General features: G+C 55.3%; 25 protein-coding genes and 1 other RNA gene. 18 read left to right on the top strand and 8 right to left on the bottom strand.

All coding sequences use genetic code 11. The features are described from left to right. Positions 1-17: 17 nt before the first annotated feature. From HF679_RS12915 to amtB, 4 genes are all read left to right on the top strand, one after another. On the top strand, positions 18-1,790 hold the full coding sequence (locus HF679_RS12915; RefSeq protein ID WP_123755710.1) for a SmdA family multidrug ABC transporter permease/ATP-binding protein: 1,773 nt from the start codon (positions 18-20) through the stop codon (positions 1,788-1,790). Beyond that, the gene (locus tag HF679_RS12910) at positions 1,783-3,561 is read left to right on the top strand and encodes a SmdB family multidrug efflux ABC transporter permease/ATP-binding protein (protein WP_123755711.1); all 1,779 of its coding nucleotides are present in this window, start codon (positions 1,783-1,785) and stop codon (positions 3,559-3,561) included. The genes HF679_RS12915 and HF679_RS12910 overlap by 8 nt, the downstream gene beginning before the upstream one ends. A gap of 242 nt (positions 3,562-3,803) precedes the next feature. Then, entirely contained in the window at positions 3,804-4,142 is a 339-nt protein-coding gene (glnK, locus tag HF679_RS12905; protein WP_004858743.1) for a P-II family nitrogen regulator, read from the top strand. A gap of 33 nt (positions 4,143-4,175) precedes the next feature. Beyond that, positions 4,176-5,462 (top strand): ammonium transporter AmtB, encoded by a 1,287-nt coding sequence (gene amtB / locus HF679_RS12900; protein WP_174508240.1) that lies wholly within the window; start codon positions 4,176-4,178, stop codon positions 5,460-5,462. Between the two features lie 57 nt (positions 5,463-5,519). Here amtB and tesB read toward each other — a convergent pair whose 3' ends face one another. Beyond that, on the bottom strand, positions 5,520-6,383 hold the full coding sequence (tesB, locus tag HF679_RS12895; protein ID WP_123755713.1) for an acyl-CoA thioesterase II: 864 nt from the start codon (positions 6,381-6,383) through the stop codon (positions 5,520-5,522). Positions 6,384-6,602: 219 nt separating this feature from the next. Between tesB and HF679_RS12890 the strand changes: the two genes are divergently transcribed. After that, positions 6,603-7,118: a YbaY family lipoprotein gene (locus tag HF679_RS12890; protein ID WP_154143540.1), complete on the top strand. Its 516-nt coding sequence runs from the start codon at positions 6,603-6,605 to the stop codon at positions 7,116-7,118. Positions 7,119-7,157: 39 nt separating this feature from the next. On the opposite strand, the gene HF679_RS12885 is transcribed toward HF679_RS12890, so the two are convergent. Together HF679_RS12885 and HF679_RS12880 are read right to left on the bottom strand one after the other, a co-directional pair. After that, positions 7,158-7,469, bottom strand: coding sequence for an MGMT family protein (locus HF679_RS12885; RefSeq protein ID WP_123755715.1), 312 nt, complete (start codon positions 7,467-7,469; stop codon positions 7,158-7,160). A gap of 66 nt (positions 7,470-7,535) precedes the next feature. Beyond that, positions 7,536-7,943 carry a dTDP-glucose pyrophosphorylase gene (locus HF679_RS12880; RefSeq protein ID WP_123755716.1) on the bottom strand — a complete coding sequence of 136 codons (408 nt, stop codon included), beginning with the start codon at positions 7,941-7,943 and terminating at the stop codon, positions 7,536-7,538. Between the two features lie 263 nt (positions 7,944-8,206). Here HF679_RS12880 and ffs point away from each other — a divergent pair. From ffs to HF679_RS12865, 3 genes are all read left to right on the top strand, one after another. Then, an RNA gene (ffs, locus tag HF679_RS12875) (signal recognition particle sRNA small type) lies at positions 8,207-8,303 on the top strand. A 393-nt stretch (positions 8,304-8,696) separates the two neighbouring features. Continuing rightward, positions 8,697-8,954, top strand: a complete 258-nt coding sequence (locus HF679_RS12870; protein WP_123756220.1) for a hypothetical protein — start codon at positions 8,697-8,699, stop codon at positions 8,952-8,954. Continuing rightward, positions 8,951-9,166: a hypothetical protein gene (locus tag HF679_RS12865; RefSeq protein WP_123755717.1), complete on the top strand. Its 216-nt coding sequence runs from the start codon at positions 8,951-8,953 to the stop codon at positions 9,164-9,166. The genes HF679_RS12870 and HF679_RS12865 overlap by 4 nt, the downstream gene beginning before the upstream one ends. Positions 9,167-9,299: 133 nt before the next feature. Here HF679_RS12865 and HF679_RS12860 read toward each other — a convergent pair whose 3' ends face one another. Further along, positions 9,300-10,727 (bottom strand): PLP-dependent aminotransferase family protein, encoded by a 1,428-nt coding sequence (locus tag HF679_RS12860; protein ID WP_187042106.1) that lies wholly within the window; start codon positions 10,725-10,727, stop codon positions 9,300-9,302. Positions 10,728-10,814: 87 nt separating this feature from the next. On the opposite strand from HF679_RS12860, the gene HF679_RS12855 reads away from it, so the two are divergent. Then, positions 10,815-11,429, top strand: coding sequence for a YczE/YyaS/YitT family protein (locus tag HF679_RS12855; protein WP_123755719.1), 615 nt, complete (start codon positions 10,815-10,817; stop codon positions 11,427-11,429). Between the two features lie 31 nt (positions 11,430-11,460). On the opposite strand, the gene HF679_RS12850 is transcribed toward HF679_RS12855, so the two are convergent. Then, positions 11,461-13,029, bottom strand: a complete 1,569-nt coding sequence (locus HF679_RS12850) for an EAL domain-containing protein (protein ID WP_123755720.1) — start codon at positions 13,027-13,029, stop codon at positions 11,461-11,463. A 260-nt stretch (positions 13,030-13,289) separates the two neighbouring features. After that, positions 13,290-14,399, bottom strand: coding sequence for an ABC transporter ATP-binding protein (locus HF679_RS12845; protein ID WP_123755721.1), 1,110 nt, complete (start codon positions 14,397-14,399; stop codon positions 13,290-13,292). Between the two features lie 353 nt (positions 14,400-14,752). On the opposite strand from HF679_RS12845, the gene HF679_RS12840 reads away from it, so the two are divergent. The 6 genes from HF679_RS12840 (at position 14,753) to HF679_RS12815 (ending at position 21,945) form a co-directional block, all read left to right on the top strand. Continuing rightward, complete coding sequence (locus HF679_RS12840) at positions 14,753-15,985, top strand: maltodextrin ABC transporter substrate-binding protein (RefSeq protein ID WP_123755722.1); 1,233 nt, start codon at positions 14,753-14,755, stop codon at positions 15,983-15,985. A gap of 111 nt (positions 15,986-16,096) precedes the next feature. After that, positions 16,097-17,404 carry a carbohydrate ABC transporter permease gene (locus HF679_RS12835; protein WP_123755723.1) on the top strand — a complete coding sequence of 436 codons (1,308 nt, stop codon included), beginning with the start codon at positions 16,097-16,099 and terminating at the stop codon, positions 17,402-17,404. 10 nt (positions 17,405-17,414) lie between these two features. Beyond that, positions 17,415-18,266: a sugar ABC transporter permease gene (locus tag HF679_RS12830; RefSeq protein WP_123755724.1), complete on the top strand. Its 852-nt coding sequence runs from the start codon at positions 17,415-17,417 to the stop codon at positions 18,264-18,266. A 4-nt stretch (positions 18,267-18,270) separates the two neighbouring features. Then, positions 18,271-19,473 carry an arabinogalactan endo-beta-1,4-galactanase gene (locus HF679_RS12825; RefSeq protein ID WP_123755725.1) on the top strand — a complete coding sequence of 401 codons (1,203 nt, stop codon included), beginning with the start codon at positions 18,271-18,273 and terminating at the stop codon, positions 19,471-19,473. Between the two features lie 31 nt (positions 19,474-19,504). Then, positions 19,505-21,562 carry a beta-galactosidase gene (locus tag HF679_RS12820; protein ID WP_123755726.1) on the top strand — a complete coding sequence of 686 codons (2,058 nt, stop codon included), beginning with the start codon at positions 19,505-19,507 and terminating at the stop codon, positions 21,560-21,562. 68 nt (positions 21,563-21,630) lie between these two features. Beyond that, the gene (locus HF679_RS12815; protein WP_123755727.1) at positions 21,631-21,945 is read left to right on the top strand and encodes a glucose PTS transporter subunit EIIB; all 315 of its coding nucleotides are present in this window, start codon (positions 21,631-21,633) and stop codon (positions 21,943-21,945) included. A 167-nt stretch (positions 21,946-22,112) separates the two neighbouring features. On the opposite strand, the gene HF679_RS12810 is transcribed toward HF679_RS12815, so the two are convergent. Then, the gene (locus HF679_RS12810; protein ID WP_123755728.1) at positions 22,113-23,384 is read right to left on the bottom strand and encodes a maltoporin; all 1,272 of its coding nucleotides are present in this window, start codon (positions 23,382-23,384) and stop codon (positions 22,113-22,115) included. 269 nt (positions 23,385-23,653) lie between these two features. Between HF679_RS12810 and HF679_RS12805 the strand changes: the two genes are divergently transcribed. From HF679_RS12805 to ykgO, 3 genes are all read left to right on the top strand, one after another. Further along, positions 23,654-24,727 carry a LacI family DNA-binding transcriptional regulator gene (locus tag HF679_RS12805; protein WP_123755729.1) on the top strand — a complete coding sequence of 358 codons (1,074 nt, stop codon included), beginning with the start codon at positions 23,654-23,656 and terminating at the stop codon, positions 24,725-24,727. 153 nt (positions 24,728-24,880) lie between these two features. Then, positions 24,881-25,141, top strand: a complete 261-nt coding sequence (locus HF679_RS12800) for a type B 50S ribosomal protein L31 (RefSeq protein ID WP_123755730.1) — start codon at positions 24,881-24,883, stop codon at positions 25,139-25,141. Between the two features lie 2 nt (positions 25,142-25,143). Further along, positions 25,144-25,284 carry a type B 50S ribosomal protein L36 gene (gene ykgO, locus HF679_RS12795; RefSeq protein ID WP_003859006.1) on the top strand — a complete coding sequence of 47 codons (141 nt, stop codon included), beginning with the start codon at positions 25,144-25,146 and terminating at the stop codon, positions 25,282-25,284. Here the strand turns inward: ykgO and HF679_RS12790 are convergent. Then, positions 25,281-25,991, bottom strand: coding sequence for a GNAT family N-acetyltransferase (locus HF679_RS12790; protein ID WP_187042105.1), 711 nt, complete (start codon positions 25,989-25,991; stop codon positions 25,281-25,283). The two genes, ykgO and HF679_RS12790, sit on opposite strands and share 4 nt — an antisense overlap. Between the last annotated feature and the right edge of the window lie 78 nt (positions 25,992-26,069).

Below are 26,069 nucleotides of genomic sequence, written 5' to 3'. Positions count from 1 at the left end.
ACTCAGGATTCTACTGCTTGCGATTATTTGCCCAACTCAGCTGGTACTTCCGCCGGGAGTGGCGCCGCTATCTCGGTGCCATTGCCTTGCTGATCATTATCGCCATTTTACAACTGATCCCACCGAAAGTGGTGGGGATCGTGGTCGATGGCGTCACCAGACAACATTTTAGCGCCGGGACGATCTGGCTGTGGATCGGCTCGTTAGTGCTGATCGCGGTGATGGTCTATCTGCTGCGCTACGTCTGGCGCGTACTGCTGTTCGGTGCGTCCTATCAGCTGGCGGTGGAGCTGCGGGAAGACTTTTATCGCCAGCTCAGCCGCCAGCATCCCGCTTTTTACCTGCGCCACCGTACCGGGGATCTGATCGCGCGCGCGACCAACGACGTTGACCGGGTGGTATTCGCCGCAGGTGAGGGGGTGTTGACCCTGGTCGACTCGCTGGTGATGGGCTGCGCGGTGTTCATCGTGATGTCGACGCAGATCAGCTGGCAGCTCACGCTGCTGGCGCTGCTGCCGATGCCGGTGATGGCGCTGGTGATTAAGCGCAACGGCGATGCGTTGCATGAACGTTTCCGCGTTGCCCAGGCGGCGTTCTCCAGTCTGAACGACCGAACCCAGGAAAGCCTGACCAGTATCCGCATGATCAAAGCCTTTGGTCTTGAAGACCGCCAGTCGGCGCAGTTCTCTGCCGATGCTGCGGACACCGGAAAGAAAAACATGCGCGTGGCGCGCATTGATGCGCGCTTTGACCCGACGATTTATATCGCCATTGGCACCGCGAATCTGCTGGCGATCGGCGGCGGGAGCTGGATGGTGTTGCAGGGCAGCATGACGCTCGGTCAGTTAACCAGCTTTGTGATGTACCTCGGGCTGATGATCTGGCCGATGCTGGCGCTGGCGTGGATGTTTAACATTGTTGAGCGCGGCAGCGCGGCCTATAGCCGCATCCGCACGATGCTCGAAGAGGCGCCGACCGTCAACGATGGCAGCGAACAGGTGCCTGAAGGCCGCGGCGTATTGAATGTTGCGGTGCGCGAGTTTGTCTATCCGCAGGCGCATAAAGCTGCACTGGAAAAGGTGAACTTTGTGCTCCAGCCAGGGCAGATGCTGGGCATCTGCGGGCCAACCGGCTCGGGAAAAAGCACCATCCTGGCGCTGATCCAACGTCACTTTGATGTCACCCAGGGGGATATTCGTTTTCATGATATTCCCCTGACCCGGCTGCAGCTCGATAGCTGGCGCGCCCGGCTGGCGGTAGTTAACCAGACGCCGTTTCTGTTTTCCGATACCGTCGCTAATAACATCGCGCTCGGCAGGCCTGATGCGACGCCGGAGCAAATAGAACGTGCGGCGCGGTTAGCCAGCGTACACGACGATATTTTGCGTCTGCCTCAGGGATATGAAACGGAAGTGGGCGAACGCGGCGTGATGCTCTCCGGTGGGCAGAAACAGCGTATTTCGATTGCTCGCGCGCTGCTGCTGGAGGCGGAGATCCTGATTCTGGATGATGCGCTGTCGGCGGTGGACGGCCGGACGGAGCACCAGATCCTGCATAACCTACGACAGTGGGGAGAAGGGCGTACGGTGATCATCAGCGCCCATCGTCTGTCAGCCTTAACGGAAGCCAGCGAAATCCTGGTGATGCAGCACGGACATATCGTCCAGCGCGGTCGCCATGACGGACTGGCGGCTCAACCCGGCTGGTACCGCGATATGTATCGTTATCAGCAACTGGAAGCGGCGCTTGACGATGCGCCGCAGGAACATGAGGAGGCCACCGATGCGTAGTTTTGCCGAACTCTGGCCCACCTTAAAACGCCTGCTGGCCTACGGTTCTCCGTGGCGTAAACCGCTGATTATTGCGGTGGTGATGATGTGGATTGCCGCCGCGGCCGAGGTCAGCGGTCCGCTGCTGATCAGCTATTTTATCGATAATATGGTGGCGAAGAACTCGCTGCCGCTGAAGCTGGTTTGCGGTCTGGCGGTGGCCTACCTTGGATTACAGATCCTCGCGGCGACCCTGCACTATAACCAGTCGCTGCTGTTTAACCGTGCCGCCGTCGGCGTGGTGCAGCAGCTACGAAGCGATGTGATGGATGCCGCGCTGCGCCAGCCGCTCAGCGAATTTGATACCCAGCCGGTGGGGCAACTGATCTCCCGCGTGACCAACGACACCGAAGTGATTCGCGACCTCTATGTGACCGTGGTGGCGACCGTGCTGCGCAGCGCCGCACTGATTGGCGCGATGCTGGTGGCGATGTTCAGCCTCGACTGGCGCATGGCGCTGGTGGCGTTGGCCATCTTCCCGGCGGTGTTGATTGTCATGCTGATTTATCAACGCTACAGCACGCCTATCGTGCGCCGGGTTCGCGCATGGCTGGCGGATATCAACGATGGCTTTAATGAAGTGATTAACGGCATGGGCGTCATCCAGCAGTTCCGCCAGCAGGCGCGGTTCGGCGAACGGATGCGTGAAGCCAGCCATGCTCACTATCTGGCGCGGATGCAAACGCTGCGCCTTGACGGTTTTCTCCTGCGCCCGCTGTTGAGCCTGTTCTCAACCCTGGTGCTCTGCGGGCTGCTGATGCTGTTTGGCTTCAGTTCCGTCGGCACGATTGAAGTCGGGGTGCTGTATGCCTTTATCAGCTACCTTGGGCGCCTGAATGAACCGCTGATCGAGCTGACGACGCAGCAGTCGATGCTCCAGCAGGCGGTCGTTGCCGGCGAGCGAGTGTTCGAACTGATGGATCGCCCGCGCCAGGCGTGGGGGCAGGATAATGCCCCGCTGCGCAGCGGCAGGGTATCAATCGAGGATCTGTCGTTTGCCTACCGCGGCGATCGGCTGGTGCTGAAAGAGATTAATCTGGAGATCCCTTCCCGTGGTTTTGTGGCGCTGGTGGGCCATACCGGCAGCGGGAAAAGCACGCTGGCCAGCCTGATGATGGGCTACTATCCGCTGACCCGAGGGGAGATCCGCATCGACGGGCGTCCGCTCGCCTCGTTAAGCCACAGCGCTTTGCGCCAGGGCGTGGCGATGGTGCAGCAGGATCCGGTGGTGCTGGCCGATACCTTTTATGCCAACGTCACCCTGGGCCGCGACATCAGCGAGGAGCTGGTCTGGGAGGCGCTGGAGTCGGTGCAGCTGGCGGAGCTGGCGCGCAGTATGGATAACGGGATCTACACCCAGCTGGGCGAGCAGGGGAATAACCTCTCCGTGGGGCAGAAACAGCTGCTGGCGCTGGCGCGAGTGCTGGTGGATACCCCGCAGATACTGATTCTCGATGAGGCGACGGCAAACATCGATTCCGGTACCGAGCAGGCGATTCAGCAGGCGCTGGCAAAAGTTCGCCAGCACACCACCCTGGTGGTGATCGCGCATCGCCTGTCAACGATCGTGGAGGCTGATACCATTCTGGTGCTCCATCGCGGGCAGGCCGTTGAGCGTGGCAATCATCAGCAACTGCTGGCGGCAAAAGGGCGTTACTGGCAGATGTATCAGCTGCAGCTGGCCGGCGAAGAGCTGGCCGCCAGCGCCCAGGAAGAGTCGCTGACCGCCTGATGCACCATAAACAGGCAGTGGTTTTGTGGCGAATAAATGTGGTGCAAAAATGCAACGCGCCATGCACTGTTGTGGTGCATTTTTGGCCGAAACGGATGCTTTTCTGAGGCATTCTTCCTCCATTCTCGTCTTTTCGTTGTGAAAAGGGCCGCTATGCGGTCCTTTTTCATTTCTGGCATAGCCCTTGCTTTATTCCCTGTGTGTTAGCTGCTGCCATTACGAATTCTGAGCGGAGGGGACTTATGAAGCTGGTTACCGTGGTAATCAAACCATTCAAACTGGAAGATGTGCGTGAAGCGTTATCTTCCATCGGCATTCAGGGCCTTACGGTCACTGAGGTAAAAGGGTTTGGCCGTCAAAAGGGTCATGCTGAGCTGTACCGTGGTGCCGAATATAGCGTCAATTTTCTGCCAAAAGTGAAGATTGACGTCGCGATTGCCGACGATCAGCTTGATGAGGTCGTTGATGTCATTAGTAAAGCGGCCTACACCGGAAAAATTGGCGATGGCAAAATTTTTGTCGCCGAACTGCAACGCGTTATTCGCATCCGCACCGGCGAAGCCGACGAAGCGGCACTGTAACGACCAGACCACACAGTGATGGGGATCGAGAAAATGAAAATAGCAACATTGAAAACGGGTCTGGGTGCGCTGGCACTTCTTCCGGGGCTGGCGATGGCCGCACCGGCAGTGGCAGATAAAGCCGACAACGCCTTCATGATGATTTGCACCGCGCTGGTGCTGTTTATGACAATTCCGGGCATCGCGCTGTTTTACGGCGGCCTGATTCGCGGCAAGAACGTGCTCTCAATGCTGACGCAGGTGATCGTTACCTTTGCGCTGGTGTGCGTATTATGGGTGGTTTATGGCTACACGCTGGCCTTCGGGACCGGCGGCAGCTTCTTCGGCAGCTTTGACTGGGTGATGCTGAAAAATATCGAACTGAAAGCGCTGATGGGCTCTTTCTATCAGTACATTCACGTGGCGTTCCAGGGCTCCTTTGCCTGTATCACCGTTGGCCTGATTGTCGGCGCGCTGGCTGAGCGTATTCGCTTCTCCGCGGTGCTGATTTTCGTGGTGGTGTGGATGACCCTCTCCTATGTGCCGATTGCGCATATGGTCTGGGGTGGTGGTCTGCTGGCAACGCATGGTGCACTGGATTTCGCCGGCGGTACCGTCGTGCATATCAACGCTGCGGTCGCCGGGCTGGTCGGTGCTTATATGATGGGCAAACGCGTTGGCTTCGGCAAAGAAGCGTTTAAACCACATAACCTGCCAATGGTCTTCACCGGTACGGCAATCCTCTACGTCGGCTGGTTTGGCTTTAACGCCGGTTCTGCAAGCTCGGCGAACGAAATTGCCGCCCTGGCCTTCGTCAACACCGTGGTTGCGACCGCTGGCGCGATTCTGGCCTGGACCTTCGGCGAATGGGTTACGCGTGGTAAACCGTCCCTGCTGGGCGCGTGTTCCGGTGCTATCGCGGGTCTGGTTGGTGTCACGCCGGCATGTGGTTACATCGGCGTCGGCGGCGCACTGATTGTGGGTATCGCTTCTGGTCTTGCTGGTCTGTGGGGCGTCACCGTGCTGAAACGCTGGTTACGTGTCGATGACCCTTGCGACGTCTTTGGCGTACATGGCGTGTGCGGCATCGTGGGCTGTATTCTGACCGGTATCTTTGCTGCCACCTCTCTGGGCGGCGTGGGCTACGCAGAAGGCGTCACCATGGGCCATCAGCTGCTGGTTCAGTTGGAAAGTATCGCTATCACCATCGTGTGGTCCGGTATTGTGGCCTACATCGGCTACAAAGTGGCTGACATGACCGTGGGTCTGCGTGTACCGGAAGAGCAGGAACGCGAAGGGCTGGACGTCAACAGCCATGGCGAGAACGCGTACAACGCCTGATAATTTGAGTTGTCTCCTGTAGTAGCAAAGCCTCCCGATGGGAGGCTTTTTTTATGATCACGCGTTACGATTGCGCATGACCCCTTCCTGCACCGTTGACGCCACCAGGGTGCCATCCTGGGTATAAAACTCGCCGCGCACAAAGCCGCGAGCGCTGGAAGCTGAGGTGCTTTCAACGCTGTACAGCAACCATTCGTTGATATTGAACGGGCGATGGAACCACATGGAGTGGTCGATCGTCGCGACCTGCATGCCCGGCTCAAGGAAGCCGACACCGTGCGGCTGCAGGGCCACCGGCAGGAAATTAAAGTCTGAAGCGTAGCCCAGCAGAGACTGGTGGATACGGATATCTTCCGGCACCGCGCCGTTGGCACGGAACCACACCTGGCGGGTAGGTTCTGCCACGTGGCCCTTCAGCGGGTTATGAAACTCTACCGGGCGGATCTCCAGCGGTTTATCGCTGAGGAACTTATCTTTGGCCTGCGGCGGCAGCAGGTGAGCCAGCTTGCGGGCGATATCCGTTTCGGACGGCAGTCCTTCCGGCGACGGGGCGGCCGGCATGGATTTCTGGTGTTCGTAGCCCGGCTCTGGCGCCTGGAAAGAGGCGGTCATATAGAAAATCGGCTTACCGTTCTGAATCGCCGCCACCCGACGGGCGCTGAAGCTGTTGCCGTCGCGCAGGACTTCGACGTCATAAATAATCGGTTTCTGGCTATCGCCAGGGCGCAGAAAATAGCTATGAAACGAGTGGATCAAGCGTTCGGCAGGCACGGTTTCTTTGGCGGCGTACAGCGCCTGACCGACGACCTGGCCGCCAAACACCTGACGTAACCCCAGATCTTCACTCTGCCCGCGGAATAACCCTTCTTCAATTTTTTCCAGATTCAACAATGCCAGCAGATTGGTTAATGCCTGACTCATATTTATCCTCAATCAGTGATAACTGCATCGCGCAGCGCGTATTGAGGGCAAGTATAACCTGGAATCGCAAGTGGTCCGATGGGTTCAATAATCTGAATAAAGGGTCATTTGCAGGAAGATAACTGAGATCTGTGCCACACTTATGCACGATACAAATGTTCCTGCTCGCCAGTCGGCCGGACATACTCCTGTAGATAAAGGGATGAAAAGGAGAACATAATGAAATTTGCCTATATGTTTAGTGCTTTAGCTGTTGCCGCTACACTGACCGCCTGCGCGAATAATCACAGCGCCTCGACGACCAATGCAGCTGCTGCCCCCGATCCTTATGGCATTGCCTCGCTGAACGCTTCTCAGCAGCAGCCTAATGTTTCAGGCACCATCTCTATCCGGCAAAAAGTGGCACTACCGCCGGATGCGGTACTGACGGTCACGCTGGCTGATGCTTCTCTGGCCGATGCCCCGGCACAGGTCCTGGCGCAGAAAGCGGTACGTACCGAAGGTAAACAGCCGCCGTATAACTTTGTCCTGCCGTATAACCAGGCGGACATTAAGCCGAATGCGCGTATTTTGTTGAGTTCGGCAATTACGGTGAATGGTCAGCTGATGTTTATCACCGATACCGTACAAACGGTGGTGACTCAGGGAGGGAATCGCGCCGACCTGCTGCTGGTTCCGGTGCAACATACCGCCGTTCCGGTTGCCAACGACACCAGTTCAACGACCGCACAGTAACCTCTACACACGCCCCTGTTCAGGGGCATTTTTTTGTCTTCAGTAAACCCAGCGATAGTGTTGCAGCTCAATATGGCCGCTGCCGGATACCTGCACGCCTTCCGCCAGCAGCGCCTGACGCTGGCGCTGCAAATCCGGGCCGGTAAGCGAAATATCGCCGTGGCGATTGACGACCCGGTGCCAGGGAAGCGTTGAGCCTTCGGGCAGCCGTTTGAGTACGCCGCCCACCTGACGCGCGGCGCGTGGTGAGCCTGCCAGTCGGGCAATATCGCCGTAGGTGGCGACGTAGCCTTCCGGAATAGAGGCCACAATCTGCCAGACCCGTCGGGGAAATGTATCGTGAGAATCCATTGTTGGTCCTGTTACCGGGAAAGGGTCAGGATAAGCGTTGGCAGAGTGGCTGTACAGGGACGGGCATTATGGCGGTTTCGCGATAGTGAAATCGAGTGACAGGCCGAGGATCTGCATGCCGTGGACGTTGTCATCCGGGGTCATGGCGACCAGGCTTTCAAAAAACTTCAGCCGTCGGGACTGACCATTGATAATCAGTTTTGCTCGTAGAGAAGGAAGTTGCTGAGAGCTGATGGGGTATATGACGCGACCGCTGACCTCGATAGGCAGCTTGCGCAAATCCAGGCGTTGCAGGACACCGACCGTGGAATAGAGCAGCGCAACCGGGGTGATGGCCAGCAGAGTGCCGCTGCTCACGCTGACAAAATCCAGCATCAGTTCCGGGCGCAGATAATGTAGCCCCTGAAAGGAGAGGGTGACGCCGTCAATCTCTGGCATCGCCAGAGTCGTTGTAAAACGCGGTGATTCGCTCATGCCATTACCATTGAGATAAAATATTGATTAATAAACCTGTTATTCCATGCTGTCAGTATGGATGCATACAGGGAAATGTACTGCGATAACGCTCGCAATACCTTGATCTCTGCCCGATCGCCCTGGCAGAACCTGGTCGCATCGGGCGATGAGCCTGGCGTTGCACAATAAACCAGCATCCGGTCGGCGTTAGCTTGCAATTCACCGGTGCAGTAGGGATAATGCGCCAGCGCGTTGGATAACAACGCTCTCAATGGGGGCCCTGTTGGTTCTCCCGCAACGCTACTCTGTTTACCAGGTCAGATCCGGAAGGAAGCAGCCAGAGCAGACGACGTGTGTGCCGGGATGTAGCTGGCAGGGCCCCCACCCAATTCTGGGGATCCCCGCTGTTTTTTTTCATTTTCATTCAATGATACCCGAACGCCACAACAACGCCCGGTCTGCGCCCCTTTTTTGTCGCACGATGCTGGCGTGCAGAGGCCTGCAACGCTTTCGTTCTCCTGATGCCCCCGCTGCGGCTGTACGATTACCGCTCACTATTACTTCTAAACACCACTAATTTTTATTCTTTAAAGATATATGTCATATTTCTGCAATGTTATTGAAATATTAATGTCATTTTCATGTCACAAATAACGGGCAAATTAATTACGCTAATTACTACCAGGTAACAAGTCTGAAATATATCTCTGGATCGGTTTGTTAACTTCGTGTATTAATTATTGTAAATTTTTTTGCACGGGAAGCATGGCGATGACCACAGTCGTATTAAACGTAAAAATTGATGCAGAGTTAAAAGAAAAGCTGCGTCATTACGCGGAAGTAAATAACGAGAACCTGGGTACTGCAACGGAGAAACTGCTGCTGCTGGCTTTCCAAACAGCAGATTCGGCAGACGAGGCGGGGGTTTCGGAAGAAGATATTGATAGTCAGCATACCGAAGAAGAAACTTCTCCATTAACCCCTAAAGAAATCAAAGCGTTAAGAAAAATTCTGAAGAAGAAAAAATGAAACAACAACTCTCTACAGCCAGCAACTACAGCGAAGCCTGCGACATGTTACGTTCAGGGTATGTTAAGCATGTTCGCCTCAACTGGAATATCGGTAGTGATGAGTTTTTTCGCATTGCCTCCGACTGGTGTGACACCGGAGCCAAAATTAAGAAAGATGAAGATGGGTTTATTATCTCGTTAAAAAGTTTTCCTATTCCACGCCAGCATTAATGACATTCATTCATCGGTGTCATCGGGCTGACATATAGTCCTGACATGATGAAGTGCAATTTATAAAAAACATCTCAAATGCGTCATGGATGATGACTTTTCGACGGGCTGATGCCAGCCCGTCGATATTTTATTATATTATTTTCCGCATTCTTGTATTTTCATTCTGTTGTGAAATTCCCGCCCACAATGGCTGTAGCGTCGTAAAAGCACTGCGCAACTCCTCATCCGCCAGGGTGAAGGGCAAACGCAAATAGCGATCGAAGGCGCCCGCCAGACCGAACCGCGTGCCGGTACCAATATGAATCCCATGACTTTCTGCCCTGGCCGAGAACTGCGTCGCCAGCATCCCCGGTAATTCGACCCAAAACGAAAGCCCGCCTTCCGGTGATGAAAAGCGCCAGTGCGGGAAAAACTCCGTCATCAGCGCGCTGCACATATCGCGGCGTGCGGCGAGCATCTCCCGGCGCGCGGGCAGCAACGCCTTCTCATGGTCCAGTAACCAGCTACAGGCCAGTTGCTCAAGCAGCGGTGTACCAAGATCGAGCGAATCACGGGCCTGCATTAACGAGGCGATGGTTCGTGAAGAGGCGCGGATCCAGCCAATACGTAATCCTCCCCAGAAACTTTTTCCTGCAGAACCAATGGTAATCACCGGCGCATCGGGGTTGAAGGTTGCCAGCGGCGGCGGCGGTGGGGCGTTGTACCACAAATCGACCATCGTCTCGTCGACCACCAACGTGGTGCGCGTTTGCGCCGCGATATCGGCGACCCGCTGACGGGTGGCGCTGTCCATGCAGCGGCCGGTGGGATTGTGAAAATCAGGCATTAGCCAGGCCAGGCGCGGGGCGGTTTGGGCGATGGTCGCCGCCAGGCCGTCGCAGTCCCAACCCTGCTGCGGCAGAGCGACGCCAACCGGCCGGCAGGAGGCGCCCTGAATGGCGCTGATGGCCATGGGATAGGTCGGAGCGTCGACCACAACCCGGTCGCCTGGCCCGGTCAGCAGCCGTAAAACCAGCGCAAAAGCGCTCAGCGCGCCGTTGACGATCATTACTTCATCGCTGCGGGTGGGCAGCCCTCGTTCGCCGTAGCGGTGGGCGATGGCCTCACGTAAGACCTGTAGTCCATGCTGATCGTAACCGGTATTCCCGAGGTGCTGCGGCATCACGGTTAACGCCTGCTGGTAAGCCTGGTGGATCTCCGGTCCGGCACTCAGGGCGGCGGTTGCCAGATTTATCGAGGACGGGCGGAAGGCGACATCTTCCACAGCGCCAGCACGTTCCGGCAGCGCGATGCGCGAACCGCTGCCCTGGCGGCTGTAAAGAAAGCCCTCTTCACGCAGCTGGCCGAGCGCGCTGGCAACGGTGGTGCGGCTGACGTTCAGGGCGCTGGCCAGCTCGCGTTCACCGGGCAGGCGCGTTTCGAGGGTCAGGCGACCATCGAGGATCAGCAGGCGCAGGGCCTCCGCCAGCTGACGCCAGAGCGTCGTTCGACCAGCAGGCGCCTGCCAGTGGCCCAGCAGACGAACCAGAGATTGCGTACCAAAGCGACGAGAAACCATAGCGATCCACTTTTCCAAAACTGGCCATTAATTATCAATCCATTTTTATCGATGATGGAACCGTCCGCAATCATCCAGAGGTAAAAAATGTTACGTCGATTAGTGCAGCTTTATGTCGGTCTGGTCCTGTACGGCGTGTCGACCGCGTTGTTTGTTCATGCCAATCTCGGTGCCGATCCGTGGGATGTGTTTCACCTCGGCGTCGGCAAGCAGTTTGGTCTCGATTTTGGCACGGTGATGATTCTGACCGGCGCCGCGGTGCTGCTGCTGTGGATCCCGCTGCGCCAGATGCCGGGGCTGGGGACCATCAGCAACGTCATCGTGCTGGGCCTGGCGGCCAACGCCACGCTTGCCGTTCTGCCGCCGCTGGATTCGCTGGTGGTGCGTAGCCTGATGCTGGTGGGCGCTATCGTCATGAATGCCCTGGCGACCGGGATGTATATTGGTGCCGGTTTTGGTCCCGGACCTCGCGACGGACTGATGACCGGATTACATGCCCGTACTGGCTGGTCTTTACGTGGGATCCGCACGGCGATTGAAGTGTCGGTGCTGGTCATTGGCTGGGCGATGGGCGGGACTTTCGGGGTCGGAACCGTGCTGTATGCCTTAACGATCGGCCCGCTGATCCAGCTGTGTCTGCCGTGGTTCCGTCAGCCGGTACGGCCAGAACCAGCGGTCAGTCGTGGCGAAGTGGCCTCTTGATACGAGGCCACTGTCGGGAAAGGTAATGGCCTCAGGAGAATCGGTACATTTTGAGGTTATTTTCCGCCCACTGGATAAACTCATCCTTCGGTAAGGCCGGGCTGTACAACCAGCCCTGAGCGTAGAGAACATCGTGCTCGCACAGCCAGTCCCGCTGGCTTTGGGTTTCAACGCCTTCGGCAATGGTCACCAGATTCAGGGCCTTCGCCATCTTGATAATATGCGGCGTGAGCGGTTTGTACTCGAGGGCGTCGACGAAGGATTTATCAATTTTCAGCGTATCGACATCCAGTTTTTGCAGGTAGCTCAGGCTGGAATACCCGGTGCCAAAATCATCGATCGACACGCTGTGCCCCAGCTGGCGATAGCGGGCGATCACCGGCAGGGTGGTGGCGGGATCGATGAAGCCGCGTTCCGTCAGTTCAAGGGCAATTTGCGACGGAGCAATTTTCCATTGTTCAAGCTGTTGCTGCATCAGTTTGGGCAACCTTGGGGAGCGCAAATCATCCACCGAGAGGTTGATTGAGATGTGCAGGTCCGGCTGATTATGCAGCCATGGCCCGAGGTCGGTAAAAATCTTGCGGACGATATCTTCTGTTAAGTGGGTGATTAGCCCGGTCTGTTCGGCCAGGGGGATAAAAATGTCCGGCGATAAAAAGCTGCCGTCGGGCTGCTGCCAGCGGGCCAGCGCTTCGGCGCCGATGATTTTGCCATCTTTCAGTGCGACGATCGGCTGGTAATGGACCAGAATGGCATTGGAGTGAAGCGCATCCAACATGCCATAGCGCGGCGAGCGCAGGGTCCGCAGTAGGCGCAGCAGCAAATAGGCGGCGATCAGGCTGATAAACAAGCCGATAGGCAGCCATAGCATCAACTGATGGCGAAACTTTTCCTGCAGCGGCAGCGTCGATGACCAGGTGGCGATAGCCAGTCCCAGTTCAGGAATGGGGTGCAGGCGATAGACGGTGTCGTTGATGGTGAGCGTTTTGCTCTCCAGCCGCTGGATTTTCTCCCAGGCTGCTGGTGAGGGCGTAGTGCTGCTGGTCACCACCTGCTTATTCACCAGGCCAAACAGCACCGCATTAATATTATCCTGGCCCAGGGGAATGATATCGATAAACGATGCCGGGTCGATCATCACGATATGGTTTTTGCTGCCGAGTGCCGTCATCTTATGTTTCAGGCCAAGATCGCTCACCGAGGTGAGCCAGGCGTGATAGCCATCGGCGGTCACGTGATCGGGCGCCGGGAAAATAGCGGGCAGGCTGTAATCTTCAAGGGAAGAGCATTGTGGAATCGAGTCTTTAAGCCACAGAATTTCCCGCACATAGCGGTGGGTATAGGCAATCCGGCGCATGGTGAGCAGATGCTGCGGGCTGCAGCGGGGTCCGCTGTAGGCATTGGCTTCCTGTAACGCTTCTCTGGCCTGATTGGCGACCTGCTGGATGCGGGTCAGCACCCGTGAAGAGTAGTTATCCAGCTCGGAATAAAACAGCGTTTTTGCCTGATTGGTTGCCAGCCAGATACTTAAGGCAATAGGCAAAATAATGGCGACAATCAACACCCCGGTAACCAGACTCACCAGATTCCGGGTCGTCATGCGCATATCCTTATATTATTGGGGGTTTGTTGAGTATATCCGATAGTTGGCAAAGCTAGCAGGCGAGAGGTAATTAATATTACATTTAAAAAATGCCCGAATCACTTATGACGATGATATCGGGCAAACAGTGGATGATCCGCAGCGTTCGAGGCAATGAGCGACACGGAGTAAAACGAGGGCTGTGGCTGGCATGCTGGCAGCAATGGCTACCAGCACCCGACATCAGTGTAAAAGCGGTTCATGACAACCAGATGTTGTTAATGCGCATCCGGGGCCGTGATATCAGCGCTGATGCGCTGATTGCTTTCATCAAAGACCATACAGAAGCGGTCGTCGAACGCAACGTCGATTTTCTGCCATGGGCGGAAATGGACGTCGCCGGGCAGCAGAATTTTGACGTTGTCATGGCCGTAGCACTGGCCAAACAGATAGGTGTTATTCCCCAGACGTTCCACCACTTCGCATTGAAACTCCACCACCGTACCGCTGTTGACGTCGGTTGACAGGTGTTCCGGGCGGATCCCCAGCGTCACCGCATCGCCTGCTTGTAACGGCGTGGTGGTGATATTCAGCGTCAGGCTGTGCTGCTGTGCCATTTGTACGGTGAGCTGTCCCGGCTGCCACGCGGTTACGGTGGCGGGCAGGAAGTTCATCTTGGGCGAGCCGATAAATCCTGCGACAAACTTATTGACCGGGTTGTAGTACAGCGACATCGGCGAGCCCATCTGCTCGACTTTCCCGTAGTTCATCACCACGATTTTATCGGCCAGGGTCATGGCTTCAACCTGATCGTGAGTGACATACACCATCGTGGTTTTCAGTTCATGGTGCAGTTTGGCAATGTGCAGGCGCATCTCGACGCGCAGTTCGGCATCAAGGTTAGAGAGCGGTTCATCAAACATGAAGACCCGCGGGTTGCGCACGATGGCGCGGCCGATCGCCACGCGCTGGCGCTGGCCGCCTGAGAGCTGTTTAGGTTTGCGATCCAGCAGGTGGGTTAGCTGCAGCGTTTTGGCGACCATTTCGACCTGACGACGGATCTCATCTTTAGGGACTTTATTGACCTTCAGGCCATAGCCCATGTTTTCAGCCACGGTCATGTGCGGGTAGAGAGCATAGGACTGGAAGACCATGGCCACACCGCGATGGGCAGGCACCACGTCGTTCATGACTTCATCGCCAATCAACACTTCACCATCGCTGACATCTTCCAGCCCGGCGATCATGCGCAGCAGGGTCGATTTTCCGCAGCCTGACGGCCCGACAAAGACCGCAAATTCACCGTCTTCGATATCAAGATTGACCTGGTGCAGCGTCACGGTGTCACCAAACCGTTTGGTGACATTCCTCAGTCGTATATTGGACATCAACATTCCCCGGGGTTAGTAGTCGTTATGTGCCGTTGGGAGTAGGGTTACAGAAATGATTGTAGTACGTGTAACAATCTGACTGAACTATGCTCAACAGCGCTGAAATCATGTGACGACTATAACTTCCAGTATTTTCGTGCCCTACACCGATGTTTCATTTCTGCAATCATGATCACACAACTGGTAGCTTTAGGTGGTTTTGTTCGCACTCAAAGCGTAGCGTATAACAAATCATGAAGATCTGATTATGTCGCTGTAAACCGCCACTTATGAATAGATTCAGGAATGTTGATAAGTGGCAATGTCGAATAAAAACCAATAAATTGTTATACCTTCACATGAGGTTGATAATGAAAAAGAACACTCTTGCTGCGCTTATCCTCACTACGCTGGCCGCCGGACAGCTCGTCAGCCTGCAGGCTCACGCCGCCGGACAACTGAACGTCTGGGAAGACATTAAAAAATCCGACGGTATTAAAGCCGCGGTAAGCGATTTTGAAAAACAGTTCGACGTTAAGGTCAATCTGCAGGAGATGCCTTATGCGCAGCAGTTGGAAAAGCTGCGCCTTGATGGCCCTGCCGGTATTGGTCCTGACGTCCTGGTTATCCCTAACGACCAGTTGGGCGGCGCGGTGGTGCAGGGGCTGTTGTCGCCGCTGACTCTGGCGGCGGATAAGCAGGAGGTCTTTACCCCGGCTTCGATTAACGCCTTCCGAATGGATAACGTGTTGTATGGCGTGCCGAAAGCGGTGGAAACCCTGGTGCTGATTTACAACAAAGACCTGATCGACAAGCCGTTGGACAGCCTGCAGGCGTGGTTCGACTATTCGAAAACCCAGCGGGCGCAGAACAAATATGGCCTGCTGGCGAAGTTCGATCAGATCTATTACAGCTGGGGCGCCATTGGCCCGATGGGTGGCTATATCTTCGGTAAAAACGACAAGGGCGGGTTTAATCCGCAGGACGTCGGCCTGAATAAACCCGGCGCGGTTGAAGCCGTCACCTTCCTGAAAAAATTCTATAGCGAAAAAGTCTTCCCGGCCGGGATCCTCGGCGATAACGGGCTGAACGCCATCGATTCCTTATTCACCGAGAAGAAAGCTGCGGCGGTCATCAACGGTCCGTGGGCTTTCCAGCCGTATGAAGCCGCCGGGATTAACTACGGCGTCGCGCCGCTGCCGATGTTGCCTGACGGCAAACCGATGAGCTCGTTCCTCGGTGTGAAAGGTTATGTGGTATCGACCTGGAGCAAAGACAAAGCGCTGGCGCAGCAGTTTATCGAATTTATCAACCAGCCTCAGTACGTGAAGGCGCGCTATGTGGCGACCGGCGAGATCCCGGCCCTGAAAGCGATGATTGACGATCCGCTGATCAAGAATGACGAGAAAGCCAGTGCGGTCGCGGTGCAGTCCGCGCGCGCCACGGCGATGCCGGGCATTCCGGAAATGGGCGAAGTGTGGGGGCCGGCAAATGCGGCGCTGGAGCTGAGCCTGACCGGAAAACAGGATCCGAAAGCGGCGCTCGATAACGCCGAAAAACAGATCAAGATGCAGATCGAGGCGATGCAGGCCAGCAACCAGTAATCGCGATGTTGGTCATTTACCGGTGACAGGCGCGAGCCTGTTTTCCGGAACATCAGGGCTTAGAGGTAAAGAAACGGGGGGCGCTCCTCCCGTTTTCAGAAGGAGTGGTGTGTGATTATCAATCCCAGCGAAAATATTGCCGAAGCACGCGGTGCAGGGCGCCATGCGTGGTGCAGTCTGCTGCTGGCTATCGTACCGGGTTTTGGCCAGTTTTATCACCGCCAGTGGCTGAAGGGGCTTGTCTTCCTGGTGCTGCTGAGCAGTTTCATGGGAATTTTTTATGACTTCCTGCAGGAAGGTCTGTGGGGGCTTTACACCTTAGGCGAAGAAGTGCCGAGGGATAACTCTATTTTCCTGCTGGCGGAAGGGATCATCAGCGTGCTGATCGTCGCCTTCGGTCTGCTGGTCTATTACCTTTCGCTGCGCGATGCCTGGGTGAACGGCAAAAAGCGCGATGAGGGCGTGGCCCTGAACAGCGTCCGCAAACAGTACCAGATGCTGTTAAACGCCGGCTTCCCTTATCTGATGATTAGCCCCGGCTTTATTCTGCTGGTGTTCGTCGTCATTTTCCCGATTCTGTTTGGTTTTGCTATCGCCTTTACGAACTACAACCTGTACCACACGCCGCCGGCGAAGTTGGTGGACTGGGTTGGCTTTAAGAACTTCGTGAATATTTTCACGCTCTCTATCTGGCGCTCGACCTTCTTTGACGTCCTGCAGTGGACGGTGGTGTGGACGCTGCTGGCGACGACCCTGCAGTGTACCGTCGGCGTGCTGCTGGCGATCCTCGTGAACCAGAAAGACCTGCGTTTTAAGCCGATGATTCGTACCATTTTTATCCTGCCGTGGGCGGTACCGGGCTTTGTCACCATTCTGGTGTTCGCAGGGATGTTCAACGACTCGTTTGGGGTGATTAACAACGCGATTCTGTCGTTCTTTGGCATCGGGCCGAAGGCGTGGTTGACCGATCCGTTCTGGACCAAAACGGCGCTGATCATGATGCAAACCTGGTTAGGTTTCCCGTTCGTGTTCGCCATGACCACCGGCGTGTTGCAGGCGATCCCTGACGATCTGTATGAAGCTGCAACCATGGATGGCGCCAGCGCCTGGACGCGTCTGCGGACCATTACTCTGCCGCTGGTGCTGTACTCGATTGCGCCGATCATCATCACCCAGTACACCTTCAACTTTAACAATTTCAACATTATCTATTTGTTCAACAACGGTGGGCCAGCGGTGGCGGGTTCGAACGCCGGCGGGACGGATATTCTGGTGTCGTGGATCTACAAGCTGACGATGTCCTCTTCGCAATATGCCATTGCGGCAACCATTACTATTCTGCTGTCGATTTTTGTCGTCGGCCTGGCGTTGTGGCAGTTCCGCGCCACCAAATCCTTCAAAAACGACGACATGGCGTAAGGGAAGTCACATGGCTAAATCACCCAGTATTAAACGCGAAAAGTGGATCCGCCTGTCACTCACCTGGCTGATTGTTATTCTGGTCTCGGTGGTGATTATTTATCCGCTTATCTGGACGGTCGGGGCGTCGCTGAATGCCGGCAACAGCCTGCTCAGCACCTCGATTATTCCCGAGAATCTGTCATTCCAGCACTATGCCGACCTGTTCAACGGTAATGTGAACTACCTGACCTGGTACTGGAACTCGATGAAAATCAGCTTCATGACCATGGTGCTGACCTTAATCAGCGTCAGTTTTACCGCCTACGCTTTCTCGCGCTTTCGCTTTAAAGGGCGGCAGAACGGGCTGATGCTGTTTCTGCTGCTGCAGATGATCCCGCAGTTCTCTGCGCTGATTGCGATCTTTGTGCTCTCGCAGCTGCTGGGGCTGATTAACAGCCATCTGGCGCTGGTATTGATCTACGTGGGCGGCATGATCCCGATGAACACCTGGCTGATGAAGGGTTACCTCGATGCGATCCCGAAAGATCTGGATGAGTCGGCGCGCATGGACGGTGCCAGCAGCTTCCGTATCTTCTTTGAGATCATCATGCCGCTATCAAAACCGATCCTCGCGGTAGTGGCGCTGTTCTCCTTCACCGGTCCGCTGGGCGACTTTATTTTATCGAGCACCATCTTGCGTACCCCGGACAAATACACGTTGCCGATCGGTCTTTATAACCTGGTCGCACAGAAAATGGGCGCCAGCTATACCACCTATGCCGCAGGGGCGGTGCTGATTGCCGTTCCGGTGGCGATTCTCTATCTGGCATTACAAAAATACTTTGTTTCCGGCCTGACCGCTGGCAGTACAAAAGGATAACCCCATGAAAAGATTAACACCCGCTGTGCTTGCTGTTTGTCTGGCATGCAGTTTTTCCCCCGCTGTGCTGGCTGCAGAAGCGCTGCAAACGCGCGCATTTACTACGATGCCCGCCGACTTTATCAAAGGCGCGGATATCTCTACGCTGTTGGATGCCGAAAAGCACGGGGCAAAATTTTATAACCACAACAATCAGCTGCAGGATCCCATCGCCATCCTGAAAGCCGATGGCGTGAACTATGTGCGCCTGCGCCTGTGGGTCGATCCTAAAGATGCTCAGGGCCAGGGCTACGGCGGTGGTGATAACGATCTGGCGGCGACCCTGGCGCTGGCGAAACGGGCTAAAGCCCAGGGCATGAAGCTGCTGCTGGACTTCCACTACAGCGATTTCTGGACCGATCCGGGTAAACAGTACAAACCCAAAGCCTGGGAGAAAATGGATTACCCGCAGCTGAAGACGGCCATCCACGATTATACCCGCGACACCATCGCCCGCTTTAAGCAGGAAGGCGTCCTGCCGGATATGGTGCAGATCGGGAATGAGATCAACGGCGGCATGCTATGGCCAGAAGGCAAAAGCTGGGGCCAGGGCGGTGGCGAATTTGACCGCCTGGCAGGGTTGCTGAATGCGGCAATCGACGGGCTGAAAGAGAACCTCAAGCAGGGTGAGCAGGTGAAAATCATGCTGCATCTGGCGGAAGGCACCAAGAACGATACCTTCCGCTGGTGGTTCGATGAAATCAGCAAGCGCAATGTGCCTTACGACATTATTGGCCTGTCGATGTACACCTACTGGAACGGTCCGATTAGCGCGCTGAAAGCGAATATGGATGATATCAGCAAGCGCTATAACAAAGATGTGATTGTCGTGGAAGCGGCCTACGCCTATACCCTGGATAATTGCGATAACGCAGAAAATAGTTTCCAGGCGAAAGAAGAAAAAGATGGCGGTTATCCGGCGACCATTCAGGGACAATATAATTATATTCACGACCTGATGCAGGCCGTTATCGATGTTCCCGATCAGCGCGGCAAAGGTATTTTTTATTGGGAGCCGACCTGGATTGCCGTTCCGGGAAATACCTGGGCCACGCCGGCGGGCATGAAATATATCCATGATGAATGGAAACAGGGAAATGCCCGGGAAAACCAGGCGCTATTTGATTGCCAGGGGAAAGTTTTGCCATCGGCGAAAGTCTTTAATTAATCGTAAAGTTTGACATTTCAGGATATTTATTATGAATAAGTTTTCGCCTTTGAGCCCAAAGGTCAACGCGCTATTACATGGTGCTGACTATAACCCGGAGCAGTGGGAGAATTATCCCGATATTATCGAGCAAGATATTGCCATGATGCAGCAGGCTAATTGTAATGTCATGTCGGTAGGGATTTTCAGCTGGGCCAAACTTGAGCCTCAGGAAGGCGTATTTGAATTTGGCTGGCTGGACAGCATTCTGGATAAGCTGTATGCCGCCGGGATCCACGTGTTTCTGGCGACGCCGAGCGGCGCCCGTCCGGCGTGGATGTCGCAAGCCTATCCGCAGGTGCTGCGGGTGGGACGCGACCGTGTACCGGCGCTGCATGGGGGACGGCATAACCACTGCATGACTTCGCTGGTGTATCGGGAGAAGATTTTTAAAATCAATAGCCTGCTGGCAGAGCGTTATTCACAGCATCCGGCCGTTCTCGGATGGCATATCTCCAATGAATATGGTGGCGACTGTCATTGTGACCGTTGTCAGGCACGCTTCCGCGACTGGCTGAAGGAACGTTATAAGACGCTCGATAACCTTAACCATGCGTGGTGGAGCACCTTCTGGAGCCACACCTACAGCGACTGGTCACAAATTGAATCTCCGGCGCCGCAAGGGGAAGTGTCTATTCACGGGCTGAATCTCGACTGGCGTCGCTTTAACACGGCGCAGGTCACCGATTTCTGCCGCCATGAAATTGCCCCGCTGAAGGCGGCGAACGCCGGGCTGCCGGTGACCACCAACTTCATGGAGTATTTCTACGATTACGACTACTGGCAGCTGGCGCAGGCGCTGGACTTCATCTCCTGGGATAGCTACCCGATGTGGCATCGCGATAAAGATGAAACCGCGCTGGCCTGCTATACCGCGATGTATCACGACATGATGCGCAGCCTGAAAGGCGGCAAGCCGTTCGTCCTGATGGAGTCAACGCCCGGCGCCACCAACTGGCAGCCGACCAGCAAGCTGAAAAAACCGGGGATGCATATTCTCTCCTCCATGCAGGCGGTGGCGCACGGGGCCGATTCGGTGCAGTACTTCCAGTGGCGCAAGAGCCGCGGTTCGGTGGAGAAATTCCACGGTGCGGTCATTGACCATGTTGGTCACCTGGACACCCGTATCGGCCGCGAGGTCAGCAAGCTTGGCGAGATGCTCAGCCGCTTACCCGGCGTGGTAGGCTGTCGTACCGAAGCGAAAGTGGCGATCGTTTTCGACCAGCAAAACCGCTGGGCGCTGGATGATGCTCAGGGGCCGCGCAATCTCGGGATGGAGTATGAAAATACCGTCAATGAACACTACCGGCCTTTCTGGGAGCAGGGGATCGCGGTCGATGTCATTGATGCGGATGGCGATCTCAGCGCCTATCAGCTGGTGATTGCGCCGATGCTGTATATGGTTCGCGATGGCTTTGCTGAACGGGCCGAGGCGTTTGTCGCTAACGGCGGGCATCTGGTGACCACCTACTGGACGGGCGTGGTGAATGAATCCGACCTTTGCCATCTTGGCGGTTTCCCGGGGCCTCTGCGCAACCTTCTGGGCATTTGGGCGGAAGAGATTGACTGCCTGAACGATGGCGAGCGTAACCTGGTGCAGGGTCTGGCTGGTAACGAAGGGGGCCTGCAAGGGCCATATCAGGTACGGCATCTGTGCGAACTGATTCATGCTGAAAGCGCACAGCCGCTGGCGACCTACCGGGATGATTTCTACGCGGGACGCCCGGCGGTCACCGTGAACCACTTCGGCAAAGGCAAAGCCTGGCATGTGGCATCGCGTAACGATCTGGCCTTCCAGCGTGATTTCTTTGCCACCATCAGTAAAGAGCTGGCGCTACCGCGGGCCATCGACAGCGAGCTTCCGCCGGCGGTAGTGGCGACGGCGCGTACCGATGGCGAAACGACCTACGTGTTCCTGCAAAACTATAGCGTGCAGCAGCACAGCGTTACTCTGCCTCAGGGCTACCAGGACAGTCTGACCGGCGCCGATATCACTGCGCCGCTGACCTTAACCCCCTGGGATTGCCGTGTCCTCAGTCGTAAAGCGTAATGACGCTTTCTCCGAACCTGCTCCTGGGAGCAGGTTTTTTTTTACCTGTACTTAATCAGGAGTGAACTATGGTGAGCTTAAAATCTTTTCTGCACTACTTCTCCCCGCCTCGTCAACCGGTGCCGTTGAATGACGCCGAGAAACAGCAAATACAGGGGTTAATTCAGGCCTTCGGCGGAGAAGCGAATATCGTGAATGTCGATGCCTGTATTACCCGTTTGCGGGTCACGGTGAATAACCTGGCAACCGTGGATTCTCAGGCTTTACAGCAGCAGGGCGCCTTAGGGGTTATTATTCTCGGGCAACAGGTTCATGCTATTTTTGGCAAGCAATCTGATGCTCTGCGTCAATTGCTGGATGAGCATTTTACCAGCCGCAAATAAATAAAAAGGGATAACTCAAACGCTGAGTTATCCCAAAAAGAAAAGCAATATTCCCGTCATACTACAAATTACATTATTCCGGGCAATAGCAATGGCAATAATCATTACCGGAGGGTAATTACGACCTTACAGTGGAGATAATACTGGTACAGAAAATAATATAACGATTACCACCAGGCTTCGACCTGGACCCCGAAGTTCCATGTATTGCTGGCAGTTTGATCTTCAAACGGTTTACCGTTCTCGGAATCATTAAGATACGAGGCGAAAATACGTAATTCCGGGCGTGACATAAAGTCCGGACCATCGGCCAGGCCCAGCGCAATCGTGTATTTCTCGCCGGCTTGCTTGTAGGAGGTATTGTTCTTGTAGCTGTCTTTCTGGTAGAAACCACCCACTTCGCCAATCAGGCGCACATAGTCTGTGAACTGATACTGGCCGCGCGCCACGAGCGAGAATAAGCGCGTTTTATCGGTGTAGTCGGTGATGTCGTCGGCAGAACCCCAGGTCAGCACATGGTTAATCGAGAATTTTTCGGTGATTGGGATCAGGCCGGTGTTGATGACGCGATAGCCGGTGGCATCGTTGACCTCGTTCCACATGTCATACCAACCGCCGCCCTGGGAGACCATATTCTGTGCCAGCCCTTTGTTAGCGTACTGCAGCACCAGCTTGTTGTAGCCACCGAGCATATCCTGGCTGATTTCACCGGTCAGCATCACGCCGTTATCCGCGTCATACAGCCCGCCGTAGCTATCCTGCTTCTTGGTGGTGTTCGGCATAGCGTAGTCGATACCGAACTCCGTCCATGAACCGGACCACGGTTTCCAGCCCGCATAGCGCAGGTCGATATAGTTAATATTGACGTCGTTGTCGCCATCGACGCGATAATCGACATCGTTGGCGTCACCGCGGATCCAGGCCAGAGAAACGGCGCCCGGGCCTACGGTGTAGTTTTCGATACCGGCGCCGGAGCCGGAGATGTTCCAGTATTTGGTATCAATGATGTGCAGATCGTGACGTTGGTAGTAGCGTTTACCGCCCCAGATGACCGCATTAGGATCCCCTGGGATCAGCCCTTTGATCTGCAGGTTTAACTGGCGCAGGCCAAATTCCGCATCGTCGTTGAGGGTCGATTCGTTATCGTTAGACCCGTCAGAGACCATGCTGACCATGCTGTCGAGATAGAAGCTGACATCGTCCTTTTTGTACACCTCTGAACCCAACTCCAGCTCGCCATAGGTATCGGATTCGTTACCCAGACGGCCAATTTTATTCTTTTGCCATTCGGCCTGGCTACCGTCACCGGAGACCCCAACTCCGGCTCGCAGATAACCATGAAAATCAATGCCAGGAACAGAGGCGGAAGCGGCCAGCACCGAGGGAGAAACCAGTGCAGCAGCTAACGCAACAGAAAGGGCGCGCAGCGTAGTGTTCATGTCAATCCTCTTATTGTTTTGTATTACGTTCACATTAACGCTGTCATGAAATGCCTAAATGTAAATCAAGGCAAATGAACGATCGCGATTGTGTGATAAACTGCAAATAAAATGGCGCAATTTGTTACGGTTGGTGAGAGTATTCACAATTTACTGTATTGTGAGCGTAATACTTTTTGTGTCGCATTATCGCAATGGAATGTTGAGGAGAGCGTTTTTTCAAATGGCCCCTGTTACAATCCAGGGATAACAACATAAGGAACCGGACCATGAAGTCTAAAAGCGCAACCTTAGAAGACGTCGCTCGTCATGCGGGCGTCTCTTATCAGACCGTGTCCAGGGTGCTCAATAAATCTGCCAATGTATCTGAAGCCACGCGCCACAAGGTGGAGAAATCCATTGAGTTGCTAAGGTATGTCCCGAACCGCCTCGCACAACAGCTGGTGGGAAAACAGAGTCGAACGGTGGGGCTAGTGACGATTTCGCTCTCCCTGCACGCCCCTTCACAGGTCGCCGCGGCGGTAAAACGCTATGCGAATGTCGAAGGTTATCAGGTGCTGATTTCAATGATTGATGAGAGCGTCAATCAAAGTATCCAGGAATCCATCAATGAGCTGAAGTCTCAGCTAGTTGATAAGGTCATTATCAACGTGCCTCTGGAGACCGAAGAGGCCCAGAAAATCGCGGCTGACAACGATGATATCGTCTGTCTTTTCCTGGATGTCGATCCCTACAGTTCGGTGTTTAACGTTTCGTTTAACCCGGCTGACGGCACCCGTGCGAGCGTCAAATACCTGTTTGAGATGGGGCATCGGGATATTGCGTTGTTGGCAGGCCCGGAGAGCTCCGTATCGGCAACGCTGCGCCTGAAAAGCTGGATGGAGACCCTGGAAGGATATGGTTTGCAGCCGGTCACGGTGATTCGCGGTAACTGGGATGCCCAGAGCGGTTATGCCGGGGCGTTGCAGATGCTACGTGAGACGCCAAAATTCAGCGCGGTACTGGTGGGAAATGACCAGATGGCGCTGGGCGTGCTGAGCGCGTTCCATCAGCATCAGGTACCGATCCCCGGTGAAAAATCGGTGATTGGCTACGATGACACCTACGAAAGCTCCTTCTTCTATCCGGCGCTGACGACGGTGTCCCTGGACCTCGATTTGCAAGGCAAAGAGGCGGTGCGCCGCCTTCTCGATAGCGGGGATAGTGACACATCGCATACCTCGTCGATTTTGCCTGCCAGACTGGTGGTGCGTCACTCCACCGGGCCGAAAACCGATCAGGGGAAAAACCTGCAGGCGATCGCCGAACAGCTGCGCGCGCTTGCCCATCAGCTCAATCCGTAATCCATCACGGGCGGCTCACGCCGCCTGTTTTTCTGTTCTCTGGTTCTGCCTTTCTGTATTTGTCCGGTGATCCCATGAATTTATCAGGGTTGATCTTTGCGTTGGTGCGGCGTAACCTTGTTGTTATGTTATAACATATCTAGTGGGGTTAACATGAAAGCCAATATCCACCCGCATTACCGTACCGTGGTGTTCCACGACACCAGCGTGAATGAATATTTTAAAGTGGGATCGACGATTAAGACCGAGCGCGTGATTGAACTGGAAGGGGTGACCTATCCCTATGTCACCCTGGACGTGTCGTCAAAATCGCACCCGTATTACACCGGTAAACAGAAAGCCTTCAACAACGAAGGCAGTACGGCGCGTTTCCGCCAGCGTTTCGGCGGTTTTATTGATGCGAAAAGGAACTAACGATGCAGGTACTCAACTCGCTGCGTAGCGCCAAACAGCGCCACCCGGACTGCCAGATTGTGAAGCGCAAAGGGCGGCTGTACGTGATTTGTAAGAGCAACCCGCGCTTTAAAGCCGTACAGGGGCGCAAGAAGCGTCGTTAATTTGCCGTCGCGCGGAAGCTCTCCAGCGTCTGACGCTGCTGGCCATCGGCGCTAAAGTTCTCGCTGGCCAGCCAGCGTTGCATCGCCTTATCCACCTGCGGCCACTCGCCGTTGATTATCGAGAACCAGTCGGTATCGCGGTTGTGGCCCTTTATCACCAGCGCCTGACGAAAACGTCCCTCAAAATGAAAACCTAACCGCTGTGCCGCCCGGCATGACGGGGCGTTCAGACTATTGCATTTCCACTCATAGCGACGATAGCCGAGCGTATCGAACGCGTAGCGCATCAGGAGCCAGTGGGCTTCCGTTGCCATGACCGTCCGGCTGAGCAGCGGCGAGAAATGCACGTGTCCAACTTCAACCACGCCATGATTCGCATCGATACGCATCAGCGCCAGTGAGCCAACCGGCTGGTTGGTCTGCCGATCGATCACCGCGAAATGCATGGGATCGCTGAGATGCTCCACGCTGGCAACCCAGGCGCTATATTCCTCCACGCTGTTGTCCGGCTCGCGCAGCAGCCAGGTCCAGCTGCGGGTATCCGCAGCCAGTTGGTGTGCGGCAAAGAGGGCGCCGGCGTGCGCGGTAGTCAGTGGTTCAAGGCGGCAGGTGCGGCCTTGCAGAACGAGGCGCTCCGGGTGAGGGCGCGGCTGCCAGTCGGGCAGGGCTTCGCCAACGGGTTGACCGAACGCGTTTTGCTGATTCATGGGGTTTCCTTGTCTGGATGAGTAGGCTGAGACTACGGTTTTACTGGTTCCATAAAAAGAGCCATCAGAGTATGTTTT

It is taken from the genome of Enterobacter sp. JUb54, from assembly GCF_014298075.1.
GTDB classification, from domain to species: Bacteria; Pseudomonadota; Gammaproteobacteria; order Enterobacterales; family Enterobacteriaceae; genus Klebsiella; species Klebsiella lignicola.
The sequence above is the reverse complement of the archived record's forward strand: the minus strand, read 5'-3'. Positions and strand labels throughout refer to the sequence as shown.